Source organism: Mycobacterium sp. 3519A, from assembly GCF_900240945.1.
In the GTDB taxonomy this organism is placed as follows: Bacteria; Actinomycetota; Actinomycetes; order Mycobacteriales; family Mycobacteriaceae; genus Mycobacterium.
This window is the reverse complement of sequence record NZ_OESG01000013.1, coordinates 1,212,461-1,234,306: the sequence shown is the minus strand read 5'-3', so window position 1 is coordinate 1,234,306 and position 21,846 is coordinate 1,212,461. Positions and strand designations below refer to the sequence as shown.

Sequence of the window (21,846 nt, the reverse complement as noted above, 5' to 3'; positions counted from 1 at the left end):
AATAATAAGCATGCGCATACGATCTGCACATGCTTATTGATAGCGATATTCGCGCGTTGCACCGAACTGCGGTCCTGGCCTCTGTCGACGTCGTAAACAACGTCGCCTCCACGGATTTGCAGCGCCCCACACCGTGTGCCGGCTGGGACCTGGGCCAGTTGTTGGCACACATGACCGTGCAGCACCGCGGATTCGCAGCGGCCGCCCGCGGTGACGGCGCTGACCTCGCTCAGTGGGACGCCGGTACGGTGGCCGACGCCGTGGCTGCCGATCCGGCAGCCACCTACGCCACCGCCGCGGCCGCCGTCCTCGACGCCTTCGCCGACGACGGTGTACTGACGGGCTCGTTCGCTCTTCCTGAGTTCGGGCCGGGCGCCGTGTTCCCCGGCGCTCAAGCGATCGGCTTCCACTTCGTCGACTACGTCGCGCACGGTTGGGATGTGGCGCGCACGATCGGGGTGCCGTTCACGCTGCCCGATGACGTGATCGCGGCTGTTCTGCCGATGGTTTTCGCAGTTCCCGACGGCGACTTCCGTACCACGCCGGGCTCGCCGTTCGCTCCGGCCGTCGAGGTCGCCGACGGGCTCAGCGACCTCGACCGGGCACTGGCGCACCTCGGCCGGTCACCGGCTTAGGAAATAACGATTTGTGTGCGTTCCCGAGCGCTCAGCGCGCTAGAACGTGCAGAAACCACTCAGAGGCGACGAGCGCGGGCCAGCCAGGCCGGCTCGTCGACGCGCGTTCCGGCGGGCAGTCGGATGGCGTCGGCCTGCGCCTCGTTCACCACGCCGCGGTAGGTGGTGGTGTGCAGCGCCTCCAGCGCCCAGCCCTCTGCGAACGCCCCGCGGATATCGGCCTCGCTGACCTGCGGGCCGAAGCCGCGACCCGCGTCGGACAGGGCGAGCACGTGGACCAGCCCATCGCGGCGGAGCGCACCGTGCAGGCTGTGCACGTATCGCACCCGGTCGGCCTGGTCGAAGATGTGGAAAAGCGCGCTGTCGAGAATGGTCTGGTAGGTGGCATCGGGGGCGAGGTTCATCGCGTCGGCAACCTGGAAACGAGCATCCACGCCGTTGTCCGCGGCGTTGGCTCTGGCTTGCTCGATCGCGTTCGACGAGAAGTCGATACCAACCACGTCGTAGCCCAGCCGGGTGAGCAGGATGGTGTGTTCACCTGTGCCACAGCCGATATCGAGCACCTTGCTGCGGATCCAGCCGGCACGTTGCAGCTCGACGACGGCCGGCTGCGGCTCGCCGATGACCCATGGCGCGGTCTTGGTCCGATAGGCGTCGTCAAAGCGGGACAAGGTTGGTGTTGAATCCATGAAGACAAGGGTTCTCCCTCAACCCAACTTGAGGTCAAGGAGACGAACGAAAGATGATTGCCGAAACGATTGCCGACGTCGCCGACCGGTTGTTCGGCGCCATCCAGAACGGTGACATCGCCGCGGTGGAGCAGCTTTGGGCGCCCGACGTCGTCGTGTGGAAGGTGGCTGACCGCGAGCGCGACAAAGCTCGGGCGCTGCGGGTCATCGACTGGTTCGTCGGCGCGACGACCGAGCGCCGCTACGAAATTCTCGAGCGCAAGTTCTTCGAGGGCGGTTTCGTCCAGCAGCACATCCTGCACGCCCGCGGCCACACCGGCGGATTGATCTCGATGCGGGTCTGCATCGTGATCAAGGTGGGCGACGACGGTTTGATCAGTCGGATCGACGAGTACTTCGACCCAGCAGAGATCGCCCCGCTGCTGGAGTAGCGGAGGTGACATGTCAAGCACACAACGACTTCTCAGCAACCCGGCGACTGTCGGAGTCTGGGAAGTTGACCCGGGCCACTCGACGATCGGTTTCTCGACCAAGTCGATGTGGGGCCTCGCCACCGTCGCGGGCCGATTCACCGGGTTCATCGGCGACGGCCAAATCACAGACCAGCGAAAGATACTCGGCCGCATCGAGATTCAGGCGGCGTCGCTGGACACCAGGTTGCGCATCCGCGACAGGCATCTGCGCTCGGCCGAATACTTCGACGTGCAGAGGTTTCCCACGATCAGCGTTGCCGTCACCGGCGCCGAGCCCGTCGACGCCGACACCGTCGACCTGAAGGCCGAACTCACCATAAAGGGCACCGCCGCGCTGCTGCCGCTGCGCGCCACGGTCGAAGTCATCGACGAGCATGCGGTGCGGCTGAGCACGCAGGCGACCGTTGACCGCAATGACTTCGGTGTCGACGGCAACCTGATGGGCATGCTCTCCGACGAGGTGACGATTTCCGGAGAGGTCGTGCTCCGCCGCCAGTACTAGCCGTACGCCGATCAAGCGGCGGAAAGCCGCGTTGTGGGGGCACCTCCCACGCGAAGCGAAGGGGGAGAGTGCGGCAATCGGCACTAGCCGTACGACGATCAAGCGGCGGAAAGCCGCGTTGAGGAGTACGGCAATCAGGTCTAGCCGTACGATCTTCCGCATGGCGGAACGTGCACTGCGGATCCTGGTCTACAGCGACAACCCCAGAACCCGTGAGCAGGTGCAGTTGGCGCTCGGCAAGCGGGTGCACCCCGACCTGCCCGAGTTGACCTACGTCGAGGTCGCCACCGGTCCGATGGTCATCCGCCAGATGGACGAGGGCGGCTTCGATCTGGTGATCCTGGACGGCGAGGCCACGCCCACCGGCGGGATGGGGATCGCCAAGCAGTTGAAGGACGAGATCGCCGACTGCCCACCGATCCTGGTGCTGACCGGCCGCCCGGATGACGCCTGGCTGGCCAACTGGTCGCGCGCCGAGGCAGCCGTCCCCCACCCGATCGACCCGATCCGGCTGAGCGACGCCGTGGTGTCTCTGCTGCGCGCGCCGGTGCAGTAGACAACGCACCAATCGCTCTGTTGCCCTTGCCTTTTCGAGGCACGACAACATGGCCGCAGGCAGCTAGTAGCGACTCTAACCAAAATGCGTGGCACCCGTCTCAAAGCTCGCTAGGGTGTGGGTAAGCTCACATCGACAGCCCACGAGGGAGCGTTTGCGCGGTATGGATTTGTACACGCCAATACTGGTTCTCGGTGCCATTGCGGCTGCGTTCGCAATCGGTTCGGTCGGCATTGCGCTGCTGGTCGGACCGAGGCGCTACAACCAGTCGAAACTAGAGGCCTACGAGTGCGGCATCGAACCGGTGCCGGAACTGGCATCGGCCCACGCATCAGGCCAGCGATTTCCGATCAAGTACTACCTGACCGCGATGTTGTTCATCATCTTCGACATCGAGATCGTGTTCCTGTACCCATGGGCGGTCGCGTTCGACAACCTCGGCCTGTTTGCGCTGATAGAGATGCTGCTGTTCATGGTCGTGGTGTTCGTGGCCTATGCGTACGTCTGGCGACGGGGAGGCTTGACATGGGACTAGAGGAAAAGCTGCCCGGCGGCATCCTGCTGTCCACCGTCGAAAAGGTGGCCGGCTACATCCGCAAGGGATCGCTGTGGCCTGCGACGTTCGGGCTGGCCTGCTGTGCCATCGAGATGATGGCGACAGCGGGGCCGCGCTTCGACATCTCCCGGTTCGGCATGGAACGGTTCTCGGCGACGCCCCGGCAGGCCGACCTGATGATCGTCGCGGGCAGGGTCAGCCAGAAGATGGCGCCGGTGCTACGCCAGATCTACGACCAGATGGTCGAACCCAAGTGGGTGCTGGCGATGGGCGTGTGCGCGTCCTCGGGCGGGATGTTCAATAACTATGCGATCGTGCAGGGCGTCGACCACGTCGTGCCCGTCGACATCTATCTGCCCGGGTGCCCACCGCGACCCGAGATGTTGTTGCACGCAATCCTCAAGCTGCACGACAAGATTCAGGAGATGCCGCTCGGCGTACACCGCGAGGAGGCGATCCGGGAAGCCGAGAAGGCCGCATTGGCTGTCACACCGACCATCGAGCTCAAGGGTTTGCTCAGGTGAGCGAGAACGGCAACGGATCCGGGCCGCGGGCCTACGTCGCGCCACCGGAGGTCATCAAGATCCGACGCGGCATGTTCGGCAACACCGACACCGGCGACACCTCGGGTTACGGGCGTCTGGTGCGTCCGGTCACCCTGCCGGGCAGCTCACCGCGCCCCTACGGCGGGTACTTCGACGACGTCGTCGACAAGCTGGAGGCCGCCCTCGGGGCGGCCGACTTCGCCGAGTCGGTCGAACGCGTCGTTGTGTATCGGGACCAGCTGACCCTCGAGATCGACCGCGGCCAGCTGCCGCTGGTGGCCCGCGCGCTGCGCGACGACCCCGGGCTGCGGTTCGAACTGTCCCTCGGAGTCAGCGGGGTGCACTACCCCGACGACAGCGGACGCGAACTGCACGCGGTCTACCCGTTGATGTCGATCACCCACAACCGTCGAATGCAACTCGAGGTCACCGCCCCGGACGCCGACCCGCACATCCCCTCGCTCTATTCGGTGTATCCGACGGTCGACTGGCACGAGCGGGAGACCTACGACTTCTTCGGCATCATCTTCGACGGCCATCCCGCCCTGACCCGCATCGAAATGCCCGACGACTGGGTCGGGCACCCGCAGCGCAAGGACTATCCGTTGGGCGGCATCCCGGTGGAGTACCACGGCGCGGAGATACCACCGCCCGATCAGCGGAGGGCCTACAACTGATGAGCGCATCCACCAACCCGCCCGAACGGGTGGTCGTCGTCGGCGGCCAGGACTGGGACCAAGTCGTCGCTGCCGCAAGGGAAAACGCCGCTTCGCACGCCGGCGAGCGGATCGTGGTGAACATGGGACCGCAGCACCCCTCCACCCACGGAGTGCTGCGGTTGATCCTGGAGATCGAGGGCGAGACCATCGTCGAAGCCCGTGCCGGTATCGGGTATCTGCACACCGGCATCGAGAAGAACCTCGAATTCCGAAACTGGACCCAGGGCGTCACGTTCGTCACCCGAATGGACTATCTCTCACCGCTTTTCAACGAGACGGTGTACTGCCTCGGCGTCGAGAAACTGCTCGGCGTCACCGACGACATTCCCGAGCGGGCCAGCGTCATCCGGGTGATGATGATGGAACTCAACCGGATCTCCTCCCATCTGGTGGCGCTGGCCACCGGCGGCATGGAACTGGGCTCGATGGGTGCGATGTTCTACGGGTTCCGAGAACGCGAGCAGATCCTGTTGATCTTCGAGACCATCACCGGGCTGCGGATGAACAATGCCTACATCCGGCCGGGCGGGGTGGCAATGGATCTGCCCGACGAAGCAATCCCGCAGATCCGCGACATGCTCAAGCTGATGCCGAAGCGGCTCAAGGATCTCGAGGATCTACTCAGCGAGAACTACATCTGGAAGGCCCGCACACAGGGCATCGGTTACCTGGACCTGACCGGCTGCATGGCGCTTGGCATCACCGGCCCCTGCCTGCGGTCCACCGGGCTGCCCCACGATCTGCGCAGAGCCCAACCCTATTGCGGCTACGAGAATTACGAATTCGACGTCATCACCGACGACGCCTGTGACTCCTACGGCCGCTACCTGATTCGGGTCAAGGAGATGCACGAATCCCTGAAGATCATCGAGCAGTGTCTGGACAAACTGCAGCCCGGCCCGGTGATGATCCAGGACAAGAAGCTGGCATGGCCCGCCGATCTCAAGCTCGGGCCCGACGGTCTCGGCAACTCGCCGGAGCACATCGCCAAGATCATGGGCCACTCGATGGAGGGACTCATTCACCACTTCAAACTCGTCACCGAAGGCATTCGCGTGCCGGCAGGCCAGGTGTACGTCGCGATCGAGTCGCCACGCGGTGAACTCGGCGTGCACATGGTCTCCGACGGCGGCACCCGGCCGTACCGGGTGCACTACAGGGACCCGTCGTTCAACAACCTGCAGGCGGTGGCCGCCATGTGCGAAGGCGGCATGGTGGCCGATGCGATCACCGCGGTGGCGTCCATCGACCCGGTGATGGGAGGCGTGGACAGGTGAGTGTCTTCCTCGAACTGGGCCAGCGGCCAGACGAGCCAGGCCCACCGATCCACGGCGCCAAGACCTACCCGGCCGACGTCGAAGCACGGTTGGCCGCCGACGCCGCGAAAGTGATCGCGAAGTACCCGCAGGGGCGCTCGGCGCTGCTGCCGCTGCTGCATCTCGTGCAGTCCGAGGACGGCTGTCTCACCTCGGCGGGCATCGCGTTTTGCGCAGCCCAGCTGGGATTGACCGACGCCGAGGTGACCGCCGTCGCCACCTTCTACTCGATGTACCGGCGCACACCGACCGGCGACTACCTGGTGGGCGTCTGCACGAACACCCTGTGCGCGATCATGGGTGGCGACGCGATTCTCGATGCGCTGCAAGAACATCTGGGCATCCACGCCGGTGAGACCACCGCCGACGGCCGCGTGACCCTCGAACATGTCGAGTGCAACGCCGCCTGCGATTACGCGCCCGTCGTGATGGTCAACTGGGAGTTCTTCGACAACCAGACGCCGTCCTCGGCCCGCGACCTCGTCGACGGACTGCGGGCGGGCCAGCCGCCGTCGCCGACGCGCGGTGCGCCGCTGTGCACCTTCAAAGAGACCGCGAGAGTCCTTGCCGGGCTGCCGGATCCCGAACGGGCCGCCGCGCAAGGCGGGCCTGGCGACGCGACCCTCGCCGGGTTGCGCGTCGCCAGGGAGCGGGGCATGACGGCGCCCGACGTCGAGGCCGTGACAGATTCACACGGCGGGCCCAACGATGCCGAAGTGGCGACCGAGGCCACCAAGGACCAGGCCGCGCCTGGTCCGTCCGCCACCGTGCCACCGAAACCCGAGAAGCCCGAAACGGATCCGAGGACATGACGCAACTGACTCCTGTGTTGAGCCGGTTCTGGGATGAACCCGAATCGTGGTCGATGGACACCTACCGCCGCCACGACGGCTACCAGGCCCTCGAGCGCGCGCTGGGCATGGCACCCGACGACGTGATCACCACCATGAAGGATTCCGGCCTGCGCGGACGCGGCGGGGCCGGGTTCCCGACCGGCACCAAATGGTCGTTCATCCCGCAGGACGACACCGGTGCCGGCGCCAAGCCGCACTACCTGGTGGTGAATGCCGACGAGTCGGAACCCGGTACGTGCAAAGACATTCCGTTGATGCTGACCACGCCGCACTTCCTCGTCGAGGGCATCATCATCGCGTCCTACGCGATCCGGGCGCACCACGCGTTCATCTACGTGCGCGGCGAGGTGGTGCCGGTGCTGCGCCGACTGCAGGCCGCCGTCGCCGAGGCCTACGAGGCCGGTTACCTGGGCACGAACATTCTCGGGTCCGGCTTCGACCTGGAGTTGATCGTGCACGCAGGCGCGGGCGCCTACATCTGCGGTGAGGAGACCGCGCTGCTCGACTCGCTGGAGGGCAGGCGCGGTCAGCCCAGACTGCGACCGCCGTTCCCGGCCGTGGCCGGCCTGTACGCCTCCCCGACCGTCGTCAACAACGTGGAATCCATCGCCAGTGTGCCGCCGGTTCTGCTCAACGGGGTGGACTGGTTCCGCTCGATGGGCACCGAGAAGTCACCGGGGTTCACGCTGTACTCGCTGTCCGGTCACGTCACCAATCCCGGACAATACGAAGCGCCGCTTGGCATCACGCTGCGCGAGCTACTCGAGTACGCGGGCGGGATCCGGGCCGGGCACTCGCTGAAGTTCTGGACGCCCGGCGGATCGTCCACCCCGCTGCTGACCGAAGAGCATCTCGACGTGCCGCTGGATTACGAAGGCATGGCGGGCGTCGGCACCATGCTGGGCACCAAGGCGCTGCAGATCTTCGACGAAACCACCTGTGTCGTGCGGGCGGTGCGCCGGTGGACCCAGTTCTACGCACACGAATCCTGCGGTAAGTGCACGCCGTGCCGCGAGGGCACCTACTGGCTGGCGCAGATCTACGAACGCCTCGAAACGGGTAGAGGCACCGAAGAGGACATCCAGAAGCTGCTGGACATCTCCGACAACATCTTCGGAAAGTCGTTCTGCGCCTTGGGCGACGGCGCGGCCGCGCCGATCATGTCGTCGATCAAGTTCTTCCGCGACGAATACCTCGAGCATCTGTCGGGCGGTTGTCCGTTCGATCCGCATGCCTCGACGCTGATGGCCACGGAAGGGGTGGGTGTGTGATGGCACGTTTCTGGGCGCGAGCAGACGCAAAGTCGCATGAAACTCGCGAGAAATGTGCGAGTTTGCGTCTGCTCGGCAGAAGAAATGGGGTGGCAGGCTAGATGACGCAGACCGCCGACACGGGGACCACCTCCGCCGTTGAGATGGTGAACCTCACCATCGACGGTGTCGAGGTCAGTGTGCCCAAGGGCACCTTGGTGATTCGGGCCGCCGAGTTGATCGGCGTTCAGATCCCGCGGTTCTGCGACCATCCGCTGCTCGACCCTGTCGGCGCCTGCAGGCAGTGCCTGGTCGAGGTCGAAGGCCAGCGCAAGCCGATGGCGTCGTGCACCACGACCTGCACACCGGACATGGTGGTGCACACCCAGTTCACCTCGGAGGCCGCGGATAAGGCCCAGCAGGGGGTGATGGAACTCCTGCTCATCAACCACCCGTTGGACTGCCCGGTGTGCGACAAGGGCGGCGAGTGTCCGCTGCAGAACCAGGCGATGTCCAACGGCAGGCCCGAGACCCGGTTCGAAGACGTCAAACGCACCTACCCCAAGCCGATCAACATCTCCTCGGAAGTCCTGCTGGACCGCGAGCGCTGCGTGTTGTGCGCGCGCTGCACCCGGTTCTCCGAACAGATCGCCGGCGACCCCTTCATCGAACTGCTCGAACGCGGCGCGCTGCAACAGGTAGGCATCGCGCCAGGCGAACCGTTCCAGTCGTACTACTCCGGCAATACCGTGCAGATCTGTCCGGTCGGCGCGCTGACCGGTGCCGCATACCGATTCCGCGCCAGGCCGTTCGACCTGGTGTCGAGCCCGAGCGTATGCGAGCACTGCTCGTCAGGCTGCGCCCAGCGCACCGACCATCGCCGCGGGAAAGTGCTGCGCCGGTTGGCCGGTGACGATCCGCAGGTCAACGAGGAGTGGAACTGCGACAAGGGTCGGTGGGCGTTCACCTACACCACCCAGGGCGACCGCATCACCACCCCACTGGTCCGCGAAGACGGCAAGCTGCGCCCCGCGTCGTGGTCGGAAGCGCTCGGTGTGGCCAGCGCAGGCCTGGCCGCGGCCTACGGCAGCGCCGGGGTGCTGGTCGGCGGCCGGGTCACCGTCGAAGATGCCTACGCATATTCGAAGTTCGCTCGCATGGTGTTGGGCACCAACGACATCGACTTCCGCGCCCGTCCGCACAGCGTGGAGGAAGCCGACTTCCTGGCCGCCCACGTTGCGGGCCAGCCGATGGCGGTCACCTACGCCGACCTGGAGACCGCACCGTCGGTGCTGCTCGCCGGGTTCGAACCAGAAGAGGAATCGCCCATTGTCTTCCTCCGGCTGCGGAAGGCGGTCCGCAAGAACGGCTTGCAGGTCAAGTCGATTGCGCCGTTGGGCACCCGCGCGCTGGCCAAGCTGCGGGGCGAGTTGATCGCGACGGCTCCCGGCGACGAGGCCGCCGCGCTCGACGGCCTCTCCGACGACGCGCACCTGAAGATGCCTGGCGCCGTGATCATCGTCGGCGAGCGGCTGGCCGGCTCCCCCGGAGCGCTCTCTGCGGCGGCGAGATTGGCCGCAGCGACCGGCGCCCGGCTGGCGTGGATACCGCGACGGGCCGGTGAGCGCGGTGCGCTGGAGGCGGGCGCGCTGCCAGGACTGTTGCCCGGCGGCCGCCCCGTGGATGACGCCTCGGCCCGCGAACAGACCGCCGCCGGTTGGAATTTCGGTGAGCTGCCGTCGACTCCGGGCCGGGACACCGCGGGCATCCTCGATGCGGCGCGAACCGGCGAACTGGGTGCGCTGCTCGTCGGCGGTGTCGAACTCGCCGATCTGCCCGACCCGGACGCCGCACTGGCCGCGATCGACGCGGCGCCATTCGTCGTGAGCCTGGAGTTGCGGGAAAGTGCCGTCACCGCCCTCGCCGACGTCGTGTTCCCCATCGCGCCGGTCGTGGAGAAGGCTGGCTCGTTCATGAACTGGGAGGGCCGGATTCGGCCCTTCGCGCCGTCGCTGCAGACCAACGCGCTGCCCGATCTGCGTGTGCTGGCCTTCCTCGCCGACGAACTCGGCATCGACCTGAACATGCAGTCCGCCGCCGTCGCCGGCGACGAGATGGCGCGCCTGGGTCTGTGGGCAGGACAGCGTCCCGCCTCCCCGCAGCAGGCGGCGGTCAAACCGCCGACACCGGGTCAGGGTCAGGCCCTGCTGGCCGGGTGGCGCATGCTGCTCGACGCGGGTCGACTGCAGGACGGGGAACCGTATCTCGCGGGCACCGCGCGGCCGCCGGTCGTGCGGTTGTCGGCGGCGACTGCGGCCGGAATCGGTGCAGCCGAGGGCGATCCGGTGACGGTGAGCACCGAGCGCGGCGCCATCACTCTGCCGCTGGCCATCACCGACATGGTCGACGGCACCGTGTGGGTGCCGGTCAACTCCCCCGGTTCGGCGGTGTATCCGCAACTCGGCGTGACGGCAGGTGCCGTGGTATCGATCGGACGGTCCACCTCATGACATATCCCGACCCCACACTGTTCGGCCACGATCCCTGGTGGCTGGTCATCATCAAGGCGCTCGCCATCTTCGTGTACCTGATGCTGTCCGTCCTGATCGCGATCCTGATCGAACGCAAACTCCTCGGGTGGATGCAGAACCGGCCAGGCCCCAACCGCGTCGGACCGTGGGGGCTGCTGCAGTCTCTGGTGGACGGCGTCAAGCTGGCACTCAAAGAGGGCCTGATTCCCGCCGGGGTGGACAAGTTCATCTACCTTGCCGCGCCGGTCATCTCGGTGGTGCCCGCATTCATCGCGTTCGCCGTGATCCCGATGGGCGGCGAGGTGTCGATTTTCGGACACCGGACCGCCTTGCAGCTGACCGATATGCCGGTCGCGGTGCTCTACATCCTCGCCGCCACGTCGATCGGTGTGTACGGAATCGTGTTGGCGGGCTGGGCATCCGGCTCGACATATCCCCTGCTGGGCGGGCTGAGGTCCAGCGCGCAGGTGATCTCGTACGAAATCGCGATGGCGTTGTCGTTCGCGGCGGTCTTCATCTACGCGGGCACGATGTCGACGTCGGGCATCGTCGCGTCGCAGCAGGGCCTCTGGTACATCTTCCCGCTGCTGCCGTCGTTTCTGGTCTACCTCACCTCGATGGTCGGCGAGACGAACCGGGCGCCGTTCGATCTGCCGGAGGCCGAAGGCGAGTTGGTCGGCGGGTTCCACACCGAGTACTCCTCGATCAAGTTCGCGATGTTCATGCTCGCTGAGTACGTGAACATGACGACGGTGTCGGCGCTGGCGACCACGTTGTTCCTCGGCGGGTGGCATGCCCCGTGGCCGATCAACATGTGGGACGGCGCGAATTCCGGGTGGTGGCCGCTGCTTTGGTTCGTCGCCAAGGTGTGGACCTTCATGTTCTTCTTCTTCTGGCTGCGCGCCACGCTGCCGCGGATGCGCTACGACCAGTTCATGGGGCTGGGCTGGAAGGTGCTGATCCCGGTCTCGCTGGCGTGGATCATGATCGTCTCCACCGCCCGGGCGCTGCGCAACGAAGGCTGGGACCAGTTGACCACCGGCCTGATCACGGTCGGCGCCGTGGCGGCCCTGATCCTGCTGTTCGTGCTGTGGAGATCGCTGCGGTCGAGAACGGTTCGAGAGGTTCCCGAACAAGCCGTCGACACAGGGGCTTTCCCGGTGCCGCCGCTGCCGACGGCTTCAAAGGAGAAGACGAATGCCTAAATTCCTGGATGCCATCGCCGGCTTCGGCGTCACGTTCAGCACCATGTTCAAGAAGCGGCTCACCGAGCAGTATCCGGAGAAGCCGGGCCCGGTGGCCAAGCGCTACCACGGCCGTCATCAGCTGAATCGCTATCCGGACGGACTGGAGAAATGCATCGGCTGTGAGTTGTGCGCGTGGGCCTGCCCGGCCGACGCCATCTACGTCGAGGGCGCCGACAACACCGAGGACGAACGTTATTCGCCCGGTGAGCGTTACGGCCGCGTCTACCAGATCAACTATCTGCGGTGCATCGGGTGCGGCCTGTGCATCGAGGCGTGCCCCACCAGGGCGCTGACGATGACCAACAACTACGAGATGGCCGACGACAACCGCGCCGACCTGATCTGGGGCAAGGACAAGCTGCTTGCCCCGCTGCAGCCCGGCATGATTCCGCCGCCCCACGACATGGCGCCGGGCAGCACCGACGAGGACTACTACCGGGGCAATATCAAGCCCGTCACAGAGGACGTGAAGTGAGCGTCGAGATCCTCGCTGCGCTCTCGGCGGACACCGTCGGACACACGTCGACGACGGAGGCGGCGCTGTTCTGGGTGCTCGGCACGGTCGCGGTGCTTGGCGCCGTCGGCGTGGTGGCCGCGCCGAAAGCGGTGTATTCGGCGATGTTCCTGGCCACCACGATGATCGTGCTGGCCATCTTCTACATCGCCCAGGGCGCGCTGTTCCTCGGTGTGGTGCAAGTCGTGGTCTACACCGGCGCCGTGATGATGCTGTTCCTGTTCGTGCTGATGCTGATCGGTGTCGACTCGTCCGAATCGTTGGTCGAAACGATTCGGGGGCAACGGGTTGCGGCCATCATCGTCGGCCTCGGATTCGGTGTTCTGGTCATCGCGGGCATCGGCAGCGTCTCGGTGAGCGGATTCACCGGGCTGGCCGAAGCCAACGCCGGCGGCAACGTCGACGGCCTCGCGGTGCTCATCTTCACGAAGTACCTGTGGGCGTTCGAGTCGACCGGCGCCCTGTTGATCACCGCCGCCCTTGGGGCGATGGTGTTGGCGCACCGCGAACGCTTCGAGCGGCGTAAGTCGCAACGGGAACTGGCGCAGGAGCGTTTCCAGCCCGGTGGACATCCGACCACCCTGCCCAATCCCGGGGTGTACGCGCGCAACAACGCCGTCGACATCGCCGCCCGACTGCCGGACGGCTCGCCCGCCGAGCTGTCGGTCAGCGCCATCTTGCAGAAACGAACCGTCGGTCAGGCCAGCGGCAGGAACGGTGACTCGTGAACCCGGATAATTACCTCTACTTGTCGGCGCTGCTGTTCACCATCGGCGCGTCAGGAGTGTTGTTGCGGCGCAACGCAATTGTCATGTTCATGTGCGTGGAGTTGATGCTCAACGCAGCGAACCTGGCCTTCGTCGCGTTCTCCCGCATGCACGGCCATCTGGACGGCCAGGTGGTGGCCTTCTTCACCATGGTGGTCGCCGCATGCGAGGTGGTGGTCGGGCTCGCGATCATCATGACCGTCTTCCGCACCCGCAGGTCGGCTTCCGTCGACGAAGCCAGTCTGCTGAAAAACTAAGGCTGCGATGATAACTCTGGTGTGGCTGGTGATCGCCCTCCCACTGGCGGGGGCGGCCATCCTTCTGCTCGCGGGCAGGCGATCCAACGGCTGGGGGCACCTGCTGGGATGCCTGGCGGCGCTGGGCTCCTTCGCTGCCGGTGTGGTGTTGTTCGTCGACATGCTCGGCCGCCATGCCGAAGACCGTGTGGTGCACCAAAACCTGTTCTCCTGGGTGCCGGTCGGCGGTCTGCATGTGGACTTCGGCCTGCAACTGGATGCGCTGTCCATGTGCTTCGTGCTGCTGATCACCGGCGTGGGGTCGCTGATCCACATCTATTCGATCGGCTACATGGCCGAAGACCCTGAGCGCAGACGGTTTTTCGCCTATCTCAACCTGTTCCTGTCTGCGATGCTGCTGTTGGTGTTGGCCGACAACTACCTCGGCCTCTACGTCGGATGGGAAGGCGTCGGCCTGGCGTCCTACCTGCTGATCGGGTTCTGGCAGCACAAGCCGTCAGCGGCCACCGCGGCCAAGAAGGCGTTCGTCGTCAACCGCGTGGGTGACATGGGGCTGGCCATCGCGTTGATGGTGATGTTCGCCTACATCGGGTCGATCTCGTACGCGGGCGTGTTCGCCGCCGCGCCGCAACTCAGCGAAGGCACGCTCAACGCAATCGGGCTGCTGCTGTTACTCGCGGCGTGCGGCAAGTCGGCGCAGGTGCCGCTGCAATCCTGGCTGGGCGATGCGATGGAAGGTCCCACGCCGGTGTCGGCGCTCATCCACGCCGCCACCATGGTCACCGCGGGTGTGTACCTGATCGTGCGGTCCGGCCCCGTGTTCGACCTGGCGCCCGGCGCCCAAGTAGGTGTCGTCATCGTGGGCACGGTCACGCTGCTGTTCGGCGCGATCGTCGGTTGCGCCAAAGACGACATCAAGAAAGCCCTTGCGGCGTCGACCATGTCGCAGATCGGCTACATGGTGCTGGCCGCGGGTCTCGGCCCTGCCGGTTACGCCTTCGCGATCATGCATCTGCTCACCCACGGCTTCTTCAAGGCCGGACTGTTCCTCGGCGCCGGTTCGGTCATGCACGCCATGAACGACGAAGTGAACATGCGCCGCTACGGCGGATTGCGCAAGGCGCTGCCGATCACCTTCGCCACGTTCGGCCTCGGCTACCTGGCGATCATCGGCGTGCCGCCGCTGGCCGGCTTCTTCTCCAAGGACGGCATCATCGAGGCCGCGTTGGGTGCCGGCGGGATCAAGGGCCCGATCCTCGGCGGCGCCGCGATCCTCGGCGCGGGCATCACCGCGTTCTACATGACCCGGGTGATGCTGATGACGTTCTTCGGCGAAAAGCGTTGGGCGGAAGGCGTTCATCCGCATGAGGCGCCCGCGGTCATGACGTGGCCGATGATCCTGCTCGCCGTCGGATCGGTGTTCTCCGGTGGTGTTTTCGCGATCGGCGGCACTTTGCAGAAGTGGCTCGAACCGGTCGTCGGCGCGCACGAGGAGGCGCACGCCGTTCCGGTGTGGGTGGCCACCACCGTGATCCTGGTTGTGGTGGCCGCGGGCATCGTGATCGCGTACCGGATGTACGCCAAGCAGGCCGTCCCTGAAGAGGTGCCCGCCGGATCGGCGCTCACTGTCGCTGCGCGACACGACCTTTACGGCGATGCGTTCAACGAGCGGGTGTTCATGCGACCGGGCGCGCTGCTCACCGAGGGGCTCGTCGAGATCGACGACGACGCGGTGGACGGTGCGGCGAACGGTCTGGCCGCGCTCGTCGGCCGGGTCTCGGACGCATTCCGGAAACTGCAGACCGGCTTCGCCCGGTCGTATGCGTTGTCGATGTTGGCCGGTGCGGCCCTGGTGGTCGCCGCCATCCTGGCGGTGCAGCTGTGGTGACCTCGCTCCCCTGGCTCACGATCCTGTGGGCGATTCCGACGCTCGGCGCGGCGCTGCTGATGCTGCTGCCGGCGGCGCAACGCACCACTGTCAAGTGGCTGGCGCTGCTGATCTCGCTGGCGGTGCTCGCGGTCACGTTGGTGATCGCGGTCGGCTTCCAGCCGGGCGGTGAGCAGTATCAGTTCGTCGAATCCCACAGGTGGATCCCGTCATTCGGCACCGGTTACATCCTGGGCGTCGATGGCATCGCCCTGGCGCTGGTGGTGCTGACGGCCGTGCTGGTGCCGCTGCTGATCATCGCGGGCTGGAACGACGCTGACCACCAGATAGGCCTGCGCGGTCGGTCGGTGCACACCTATCTGGCGCTGACGCTGGCCGTCGAGGGCATGGTGCTCATCTCCCTGGTGTCGCTCGACATTCTGCTGTTCTACGTGTTCTTCGAAGCCATGCTGATCCCGATGTACTTCCTGATCGGCGGATTCGGCGGCGAGAACCGGTCCAAGGCGGCGGTGAAGTTCCTGCTGTACAACCTCTTCGGCGGCCTGATCATGCTCGCCGCGGTGATCGGCCTGTACGTGGTGACCGCGCAAAGCGACGCGTTCGCCGCAGGCACCTTCGACTTCCGCGCGATCGTCGCGGCGGTGTCCAGCGGTCAGTTCGTGATGAGCCCGGCGGTGATGAACCTGTTGTTCGGCGGGTTCATGTTCGCCTTCGCGGTCAAGGCGCCGCTGTGGCCGTTCCACCGCTGGCTGCCCGACGCCGCGGTGGAAGCCACCCCGGCCAGCGCGGTGCTGATGATGGCCGTGATGGACAAGGTCGGCACATTCGGCATGCTGCGCTACTGCCTGCAGTTGTTCCCAGACGCCTCAATGTATTTCCGGCCGCTGATCATCACGCTGGCCGTGATCGGAATCGTCTACGGTGCGATCGTCGCGATCGGCCAGGTCGACGTGATGCGGCTGATCGCCTACACGTCGATCTCCCACTTCGGCTTCATCATCCTCGGCATCTTCGTGATGACCACCCAGGGCCAATCCGGATCGACGCTGTACATGGTCAACCACGGCATCTCCACCGCTGCGCTCTTCCTGATCGCCGGATTCCTGGTGTCGCGCAGGGGTACTCGCCTCATCGCCGCCTATGGCGGGGTGCAGAAAGTGGCACCGATCCTGGCGGGCACCTTCCTGGTCGCCGGCCTTGCTACGTTGTCCCTGCCGGGCCTTGCGCCGTTCATCAGTGAATTCCTGGTGTTGATCGGAACATTCACGCGGTACCCGGCGTTCGCGGTGTTCGCGTCGTTGGCGCTGGTGTTGTCTGCGATCTACATCCTGTGGATGTACCAGCGAATGATGACCGGCCCGGTCAAGGAGGACAACCACGGCCTGCGCGACCTGGTGCCACGCGAACTCGCCGTCGTCGCACCACTCATCGCGTTGTTGCTGTTGCTTGGGGTGTATCCCAAACCCGCGCTCGACGTGATCAATCCCGCCGTCAGCCACACACTGACCACCGTCAACCAGCCTGACCCGGCGCCACGGATGGCAGAAGGGCCGGTCCGATGAACGTCCCCACCCCCACCGTCGAATACGGCCTGCTGTCACCCATGCTGATCGTGCTCGGGGTGGCCGTGCTCGGAGTTCTTGTCGAGGCGTTCCTGCCCCGCCAGCGGCGCTACGCCGCGCAGTTGGTGCTCAGCCTCGGCGGACTGGCCGCCGCGTTCGTCGCGGTCGTCGGGCTCGCGCGCGATCTGGGCGGCGGCGTCGGACGCACGGCCGTGATGGGTGCCATCGCGGTCGACGCGCCGACCCTGTTCCTTCAGGCCACCATCCTGCTCGTCGGTGTGCTGGGCATCCTGCTGATCGCCGAACGGCGACGCCCCGCATCCGCGGACGACGAGATCGGCCCCGGCCTTGATGCGTTCACCCCGCAGGCGTCGGCGGTGGCGGGCAGCGTCGTGGAGAAACTGGCCACCAAGGCAGGTGTCATCCAGACCGAGGTGTTCCCGCTGACCATGTTCGCCATCGGCGGCATGCTGTTGTTCCCCGCCTCCGACGATCTGCTCACCATGTTCATCTCGCTCGAGGTGCTCTCGCTGCCGCTGTATCTGCTCTGCGGCCTGGCCCGCAGGCGGCGACTGCTCTCGCAGGAAGCCTCGGTGAAATACTTTCTGCTTGGCGCGTTTTCATCGGCGTTCTTCCTGTATGGCGCCGCGATGTTGTACGGCTACGCAGGCACACTGAACCTCGGTGGCATCGCCGATGCGGTGACGGCGGGCACGGGTAAGACGTCGCTGGCGCTGCTCGGCACCGGGTTGCTGCTCGTCGGTGTGCTGTTCAAGGTCGGCGCCGTGCCGTTCCATTCGTGGATTCCGGATGTGTACCAGGGTGCTCCGACGCCGGTGACCGCGTTCATGGCGGCGGCGACGAAGATCGCGGCGTTCGGCGCGATGCTGCGCATCTTCTACATCGCGGTGCCCGGTCTGCACCAGGACTGGCGACCGGTGATGTGGGCGATCGCCATTCTCACGATGGTGGTCGGCACGGTGACAGCGGTGACGCAGAACGACGTCAAGCGCATGTTGGCGTATTCGGCTGTGGCGCATACCGGTTTCATCCTGACCGGTGTCATCGCCCAGAACGAGGCAGGCGTGTCGTCGACGCTGTTCTATCTGTTCGCCTACGGGTTCAGCACCGTCGGCGCGTTCGCGGTGGTCGGTTTGGTGCGCACCCCCGACGGCGAGGAGGACACCGCGTTGGCGCGGTGGGCCGGCCTCGGCCGCCGGTATCCCGTTGTCGGCATAGTGTTTTCGCTGTTCCTGCTGGCGTTCGCCGGCATCCCGCTGACAAGCGGCTTCGTCAGCAAGTTCGCGGTGTTCAAGGCCGCAGGCGAAGGCGGTGCGATCCCGCTCGTCGTGATCGGCGTCATCGCCAGCGCCGTGGCCGCGTACTTCTACGTTCGGGTCATCGTGCTGATGTTCTTCACCGACCCGCCCGACGACGCGCCAATAGTGGTGGTGCCCAGCATGTTGAGCACGGCGGTCGTCACCGTCACCGCGGCCGTCACCTTCGCCCTCGGTGCCTTGCCTCAGCCGCTGTTGGACCTGGCCAATACCGCCAACCAGTTCCTGCCGTAACCCCTCTGCTGCGCCCAAACGGACGTTTGGGCGGGAAAGTGCGAGAGGATTCCGCCAATACGTCGATCTCGGCGGAAGGGGAGCCATGTCCGAACCGCTTGTCCTGACCGCTGACCACGGCGCGGTCAGACTGCTGACGCTCAACCGGCCCGGCGCCAGGAACGCGCTGAGCCGCGATCTGATCAAGGCCACGTACACCGCGCTGACCGACGCCGATGCCGACGAGGCGGTGCGCGCCGTGGTGCTGACGGGGTCGGATCCGGCGTTCTGCGCGGGCGTCGACCTCAAGGAGGCGCAGCGCGACGGGCTGAAGTACTTCGAGGAGTTCCGGTCACAGAGCTGCATCGCCGCGGTGGCCAACATGCGCACTCCGATCATCGGAGCGATCAACGGGGCGACGTTCACTGGCGGGCTCGAGATGGCGCTCGGCTGCGACTTCCTGGTGGCGTCGGACCGCGCGGTGTTCGCCGATACGCATGCCCGCGTCGGCATCCTGCCTGGGGGCGGAATGACCGCGCGGCTACCCCAGGTGGTCGGAATGGCGATGGCACGGCGACTGTCCATGACAGGCGAGGTGGTCGACGCCGCCCGCGCTGAGCGCATCGGCCTGGTGACCGAGGTGGTGCCGCACGGTCAACTGCTCGAGCGGGCGTTGCAGTTGGCGACCCAGATCACCGAGGTGCCAAGACCAACCATGTTGGGGCTCAAGGAGATCTACACGACCGGGGCGGCCGCGGTGGTCGACCCCGCGCTCGCCGCCGAAGCGGCGATCGCGTTCGCACAGCACCGGGATTTCGACGGTCTTGGTGATACGTTCCGCGCCGTGAGTGAGCGCAACAAGCGCCAGATCGACGGCTAGCGCCGCAACGCGGCCATCGACTGGGCCTCGATGTCGCTCTCGACCATCAATGCCACGAGTTCGACGAACGACATGCGTGGCTTCCAGCCCAACACCGACCGCGCCTTGGCCGCGTCTCCGATCAGCACGTTGACGTCGGCGGGTCGTAGTTGGGCCGCGTCGACCCTGACGTGCGGCGACCAGTCGTCGATACCGATGACCGCGAACGCGACGTCGAGGAATTCGGCGACGGAATGGGCTTCGCCGGTGGCCAACACGTAATCGTCGGGCTTGTCCTGCTGCAGCATCAGGTGCATGGCCTCGACGTAGTCGCCCGCGAAGCCCCAGTCGCGTTGCGCCTGCAGATTGCCCAGCGAGATGGTGTCCTGCAGCCCGAGCGAAATTCGCGCCACCGCCTGGCTGATCCGCCGCGTCACGAACTCCGTTCCGCGGCGCGGTGATTCATGGTTGAACAACATCGCCGAGCTGGCATGCATGCCATAGGACTCGCGGTAGTTCACCGTCATGTAGTGCCCGTACGCCTTGGCCGCGCCGTACGGGGACCGGGGATAGAACGGACTCGATTCCCGCAACGGGATCTCTTGCGCGTTGCCGAACATCTCAGCGCTCGACGCCTGGTAGTAGCGCACGTCGTGGCCGGACACCTGCTGGTACAGCCGCACCGCCTCGAGCATGTTGAGCACACCGCCGCCGGTGACGTCGAACGTCAACCGCGGGTTTTGCCACGAGTACGCCACGAAGGTCACGGCTGCGAGGTTGTACACCTCGTCGGGCTGCGCCACATGCATGGCCGACACCAGGCTGGACATGTCGAGCAGATCACCGTGCAGAATGTGGACTTCGGGAAATTCGGCGCGAAGGGCGGGTTCTTTCGGGTTGTTCTGGCCGCGGACCAGGCCGTACACCTCGTAACCCTTGCTCAACAGCAACTCGGTCAGGTAACCGCCGTCCTGCCCGGTGATACCGGTGATCAGCGCTCTTCTGCCGGAGGCAGCGTTCCCCTGGTACCGTCCACCCACCCTGCATGCCCCCTCGCCCCGTACATTGATGCAGATTGTTGGTAATAGTACGCACATGAAGTTCGCTAGTGCGTGGCTTTGCAAATGCTGTGTGATTGTTCAAGAAATGCTGTGGACCCGAACGTAAATTTCCGACGTGGGAATTCGACCTCCAATGGCCGTTTGCGGTCCGTGCGAAGCGAACAGATATCCGGCCAGCGAAAGCCGCGACCATTAGCTACGGGGTACGGCTTCAGTCCCGGAGCAACCTGAACTCGACGGTCCGCCTGCCGTCGAACTCGGGCCGCGGCGTTGTCGTCATGTCCACCTGCGCACGGGCCTGCTCCACAACCGGCGTCGAGGGGTCGAGCACCGACAGGTACACGTCGTGGGCCGCGAGCGACGTGACGGCGCGCTCGAAACAGTCGTCGTCGATCACCTCGGCATGGGTCACCGCGGGGCCATTCTCGAACAACCACCGAGGCGGGTCGTGCAGCGAATCGTAAGCTGCCGCAACGGCATTCGAGAACTCGATGTGGTCGCGCTGGTTCGGCTGCCCCGGCGCCCACTCCGGACCGCTGTAGATCGTTAGCACCACGTCGGGCCGCAGCCTGCTGATCGTCTCGGCGATCTTCTCGCGTAGTTCGGGCGTATTGCGGATCTGGCTGTCGGGGAAGTCCCAGAACTGCACGTCGCCGACCCCGACGACGGCGGCTGACCGGCGCTGCTCGATCTCCCTCAGCGGCCCCGCCTGCTCGGGCGGCATGCCCTCGATGCCCATTTCGCCCCGGCACGCCAGTGCGTAGTGCACGGCTTTGCCCTGCGCTGTCCACTTCGCAACCGCCGCCGCGCAGCCGTATTCGGGGTCGTCGGGATGCGGGACGAGGAGCAGTGCAGTCCGCCAGTTCGTCGGGAAGGGCTCCAGCATCGTTTTTCTAGGCCACCACCCCGTGCACCACGATGGCGGTCGTCTGCGCTACCCATTCCTCACCGAGCGGTTCGTCGGGCATCAGCAGCACGCGCAACAGCGTAGCGCCGCCGATCACCTCGACCAGGCGGTCCGGGTCGACGTCGGCGTGCACCTCGCCCCGCCGGACGGCGTCGGCCAATCGGGTCCGCACGGCGACGAACACGTCGGTGAAGCGGCTCATCACCCGCGCGTTGAGGTCGGCATCGGCGGCCATGTCGGCGATCAGCCCGGGCAGCGCGGCACGCACCAGGGCGCTGGTGAACACGTCGCGGGCGGCGGCGATCATGGCGTGGATATCGGCGGCGATGTTGCCCGGCGGCGTCTCGATCGCGGTCGGCGCGGCCGGAAACGCGGCCTCGTGCACCAATTCGGCCTTACTCGACCAGCGCCGATACAGCGCGGTCTTGGTGGTCCCTGCGCGCTCGGCCACCGCAGCCATGGTCAGGTTCGAATATCCGATTTCCACAAGCAGATCCGCCGCGGCCCGCAGAATGGCAGCGTCGATGCGCGCATCCCGTGGCCGCCCGCGGCTCTTGTCAACCAAAGGCGGGTCTGCTTTCATAACGCTACCCACCGTATCGTAATTA

General features: G+C 65.8%; 22 protein-coding genes and 1 pseudogene. 19 read left to right on the top strand and 4 right to left on the bottom strand.

Annotation, left to right across the window (positions count from 1 at the left end):
• Nucleotides 1-29 precede the first annotated feature (29 nt).
• Complete coding sequence (locus C1A30_RS13790) at nt 30-635, top strand: TIGR03086 family metal-binding protein (protein WP_101948832.1); 606 nt, start codon at nt 30-32, stop codon at nt 633-635.
• 59 nt (nt 636-694) lie between these two features.
• Here the strand turns inward: C1A30_RS13790 and C1A30_RS13785 are convergent, their stop codons facing one another.
• On the bottom strand, nt 695-1,324 hold the full coding sequence (locus tag C1A30_RS13785) for a class I SAM-dependent methyltransferase (RefSeq protein WP_101948831.1): 630 nt from the start codon (nt 1,322-1,324) through the stop codon (nt 695-697).
• 53 nt (nt 1,325-1,377) lie between these two features.
• Here C1A30_RS13785 and C1A30_RS13780 point away from each other — a divergent pair, with 53 nt between their 5' ends.
• The 18 genes and pseudogenes from C1A30_RS13780 (at nt 1,378) to C1A30_RS13695 (ending at nt 19,291) form a co-directional block, all read left to right on the top strand.
• Nucleotides 1,378-1,755 (top strand): nuclear transport factor 2 family protein, encoded by a 378-nt coding sequence (locus tag C1A30_RS13780; protein ID WP_101948830.1) that lies wholly within the window; start codon nt 1,378-1,380, stop codon nt 1,753-1,755.
• 10 nt (nt 1,756-1,765) lie between these two features.
• Entirely contained in the window at nt 1,766-2,299 is a 534-nt protein-coding gene (locus C1A30_RS13775; protein ID WP_101948829.1) for a YceI family protein, read from the top strand.
• A 160-nt stretch (nt 2,300-2,459) separates the two neighbouring features.
• Nucleotides 2,460-2,855, top strand: coding sequence for a response regulator transcription factor (locus C1A30_RS13770; RefSeq protein ID WP_101948828.1), 396 nt, complete (start codon nt 2,460-2,462; stop codon nt 2,853-2,855).
• Nucleotides 2,856-3,018: 163 nt separating this feature from the next.
• Nucleotides 3,019-3,390, top strand: a complete 372-nt coding sequence (locus C1A30_RS13765) for an NADH-quinone oxidoreductase subunit A (RefSeq protein WP_101948827.1) — start codon at nt 3,019-3,021, stop codon at nt 3,388-3,390.
• Nucleotides 3,381-3,935, top strand: coding sequence for an NADH-quinone oxidoreductase subunit B family protein (locus C1A30_RS13760; protein WP_067808240.1), 555 nt, complete (start codon nt 3,381-3,383; stop codon nt 3,933-3,935). The genes C1A30_RS13765 and C1A30_RS13760 overlap by 10 nt, the downstream gene beginning before the upstream one ends.
• Nucleotides 3,936-4,006: 71 nt before the next feature.
• Nucleotides 4,007-4,633, top strand: coding sequence for an NADH-quinone oxidoreductase subunit C (locus tag C1A30_RS13755; RefSeq protein WP_235010064.1), 627 nt, complete (start codon nt 4,007-4,009; stop codon nt 4,631-4,633).
• Nucleotides 4,633-5,952, top strand: coding sequence for an NADH dehydrogenase (quinone) subunit D (gene nuoD / locus C1A30_RS13750; protein ID WP_101948825.1), 1,320 nt, complete (start codon nt 4,633-4,635; stop codon nt 5,950-5,952). The genes C1A30_RS13755 and nuoD overlap by 1 nt, the downstream gene beginning before the upstream one ends.
• Nucleotides 5,949-6,803, top strand: coding sequence for an NADH-quinone oxidoreductase subunit NuoE (gene nuoE, locus C1A30_RS13745; RefSeq protein ID WP_101948824.1), 855 nt, complete (start codon nt 5,949-5,951; stop codon nt 6,801-6,803). The genes nuoD and nuoE overlap by 4 nt, the downstream gene beginning before the upstream one ends.
• On the top strand, nt 6,800-8,116 hold the full coding sequence (gene nuoF / locus C1A30_RS13740) for an NADH-quinone oxidoreductase subunit NuoF (RefSeq protein ID WP_101948823.1): 1,317 nt from the start codon (nt 6,800-6,802) through the stop codon (nt 8,114-8,116). The genes nuoE and nuoF overlap by 4 nt, the downstream gene beginning before the upstream one ends.
• Nucleotides 8,117-8,217: 101 nt before the next feature.
• Nucleotides 8,218-10,605 (top strand): NADH-quinone oxidoreductase subunit G, encoded by a 2,388-nt coding sequence (locus tag C1A30_RS13735; protein WP_101948822.1) that lies wholly within the window; start codon nt 8,218-8,220, stop codon nt 10,603-10,605.
• Nucleotides 10,602-11,831, top strand: a complete 1,230-nt coding sequence (gene nuoH, locus C1A30_RS13730; RefSeq protein WP_101948821.1) for an NADH-quinone oxidoreductase subunit NuoH — start codon at nt 10,602-10,604, stop codon at nt 11,829-11,831. The genes C1A30_RS13735 and nuoH overlap by 4 nt, the downstream gene beginning before the upstream one ends.
• Nucleotides 11,815-12,348 (top strand): annotated as a pseudogene (nuoI, locus tag C1A30_RS13725) (NADH-quinone oxidoreductase subunit NuoI); the annotation flags it as partial. The gene nuoH and the pseudogene nuoI, both read left to right, overlap by 17 nt.
• 8 nt (nt 12,349-12,356) lie before the next feature.
• Nucleotides 12,357-13,115 (top strand): NADH-quinone oxidoreductase subunit J, encoded by a 759-nt coding sequence (locus tag C1A30_RS13720; RefSeq protein WP_369974156.1) that lies wholly within the window; start codon nt 12,357-12,359, stop codon nt 13,113-13,115.
• A complete protein-coding gene (gene nuoK, locus C1A30_RS13715; protein ID WP_067808262.1) occupies nt 13,112-13,411 on the top strand; it encodes an NADH-quinone oxidoreductase subunit NuoK in 300 nt (99 codons plus the stop codon). The genes C1A30_RS13720 and nuoK overlap by 4 nt, the downstream gene beginning before the upstream one ends.
• A gap of 7 nt (nt 13,412-13,418) precedes the next feature.
• The gene (nuoL, locus tag C1A30_RS13710; RefSeq protein ID WP_101948818.1) at nt 13,419-15,299 is read left to right on the top strand and encodes an NADH-quinone oxidoreductase subunit L; all 1,881 of its coding nucleotides are present in this window, start codon (nt 13,419-13,421) and stop codon (nt 15,297-15,299) included.
• On the top strand, nt 15,293-16,861 hold the full coding sequence (locus tag C1A30_RS13705) for an NADH-quinone oxidoreductase subunit M (protein WP_101948817.1): 1,569 nt from the start codon (nt 15,293-15,295) through the stop codon (nt 16,859-16,861). The genes nuoL and C1A30_RS13705 overlap by 7 nt, the downstream gene beginning before the upstream one ends.
• Nucleotides 16,858-18,432: an NADH-quinone oxidoreductase subunit NuoN gene (nuoN, locus tag C1A30_RS13700; protein WP_101948816.1), complete on the top strand. Its 1,575-nt coding sequence runs from the start codon at nt 16,858-16,860 to the stop codon at nt 18,430-18,432. The genes C1A30_RS13705 and nuoN overlap by 4 nt, the downstream gene beginning before the upstream one ends.
• Nucleotides 18,433-18,517: 85 nt before the next feature.
• Entirely contained in the window at nt 18,518-19,291 is a 774-nt protein-coding gene (locus tag C1A30_RS13695) for an enoyl-CoA hydratase (protein ID WP_101948815.1), read from the top strand.
• Here C1A30_RS13695 and C1A30_RS13690 read toward each other — a convergent pair.
• From C1A30_RS13690 to C1A30_RS13680, 3 genes are all read right to left on the bottom strand, one after another.
• On the bottom strand, nt 19,288-20,310 hold the full coding sequence (locus C1A30_RS13690) for a GDP-mannose 4,6-dehydratase (RefSeq protein ID WP_235009884.1): 1,023 nt from the start codon (nt 20,308-20,310) through the stop codon (nt 19,288-19,290). The genes C1A30_RS13695 and C1A30_RS13690 overlap by 4 nt on opposite strands.
• A 232-nt stretch (nt 20,311-20,542) precedes the next feature.
• Complete coding sequence (locus C1A30_RS13685; RefSeq protein WP_101948813.1) at nt 20,543-21,217, bottom strand: PIG-L deacetylase family protein; 675 nt, start codon at nt 21,215-21,217, stop codon at nt 20,543-20,545.
• A 7-nt stretch (nt 21,218-21,224) separates the two neighbouring features.
• The gene (locus tag C1A30_RS13680; protein ID WP_101948812.1) at nt 21,225-21,821 is read right to left on the bottom strand and encodes a TetR/AcrR family transcriptional regulator; all 597 of its coding nucleotides are present in this window, start codon (nt 21,819-21,821) and stop codon (nt 21,225-21,227) included.
• Nucleotides 21,822-21,846: the final 25 nt, after the last annotated feature.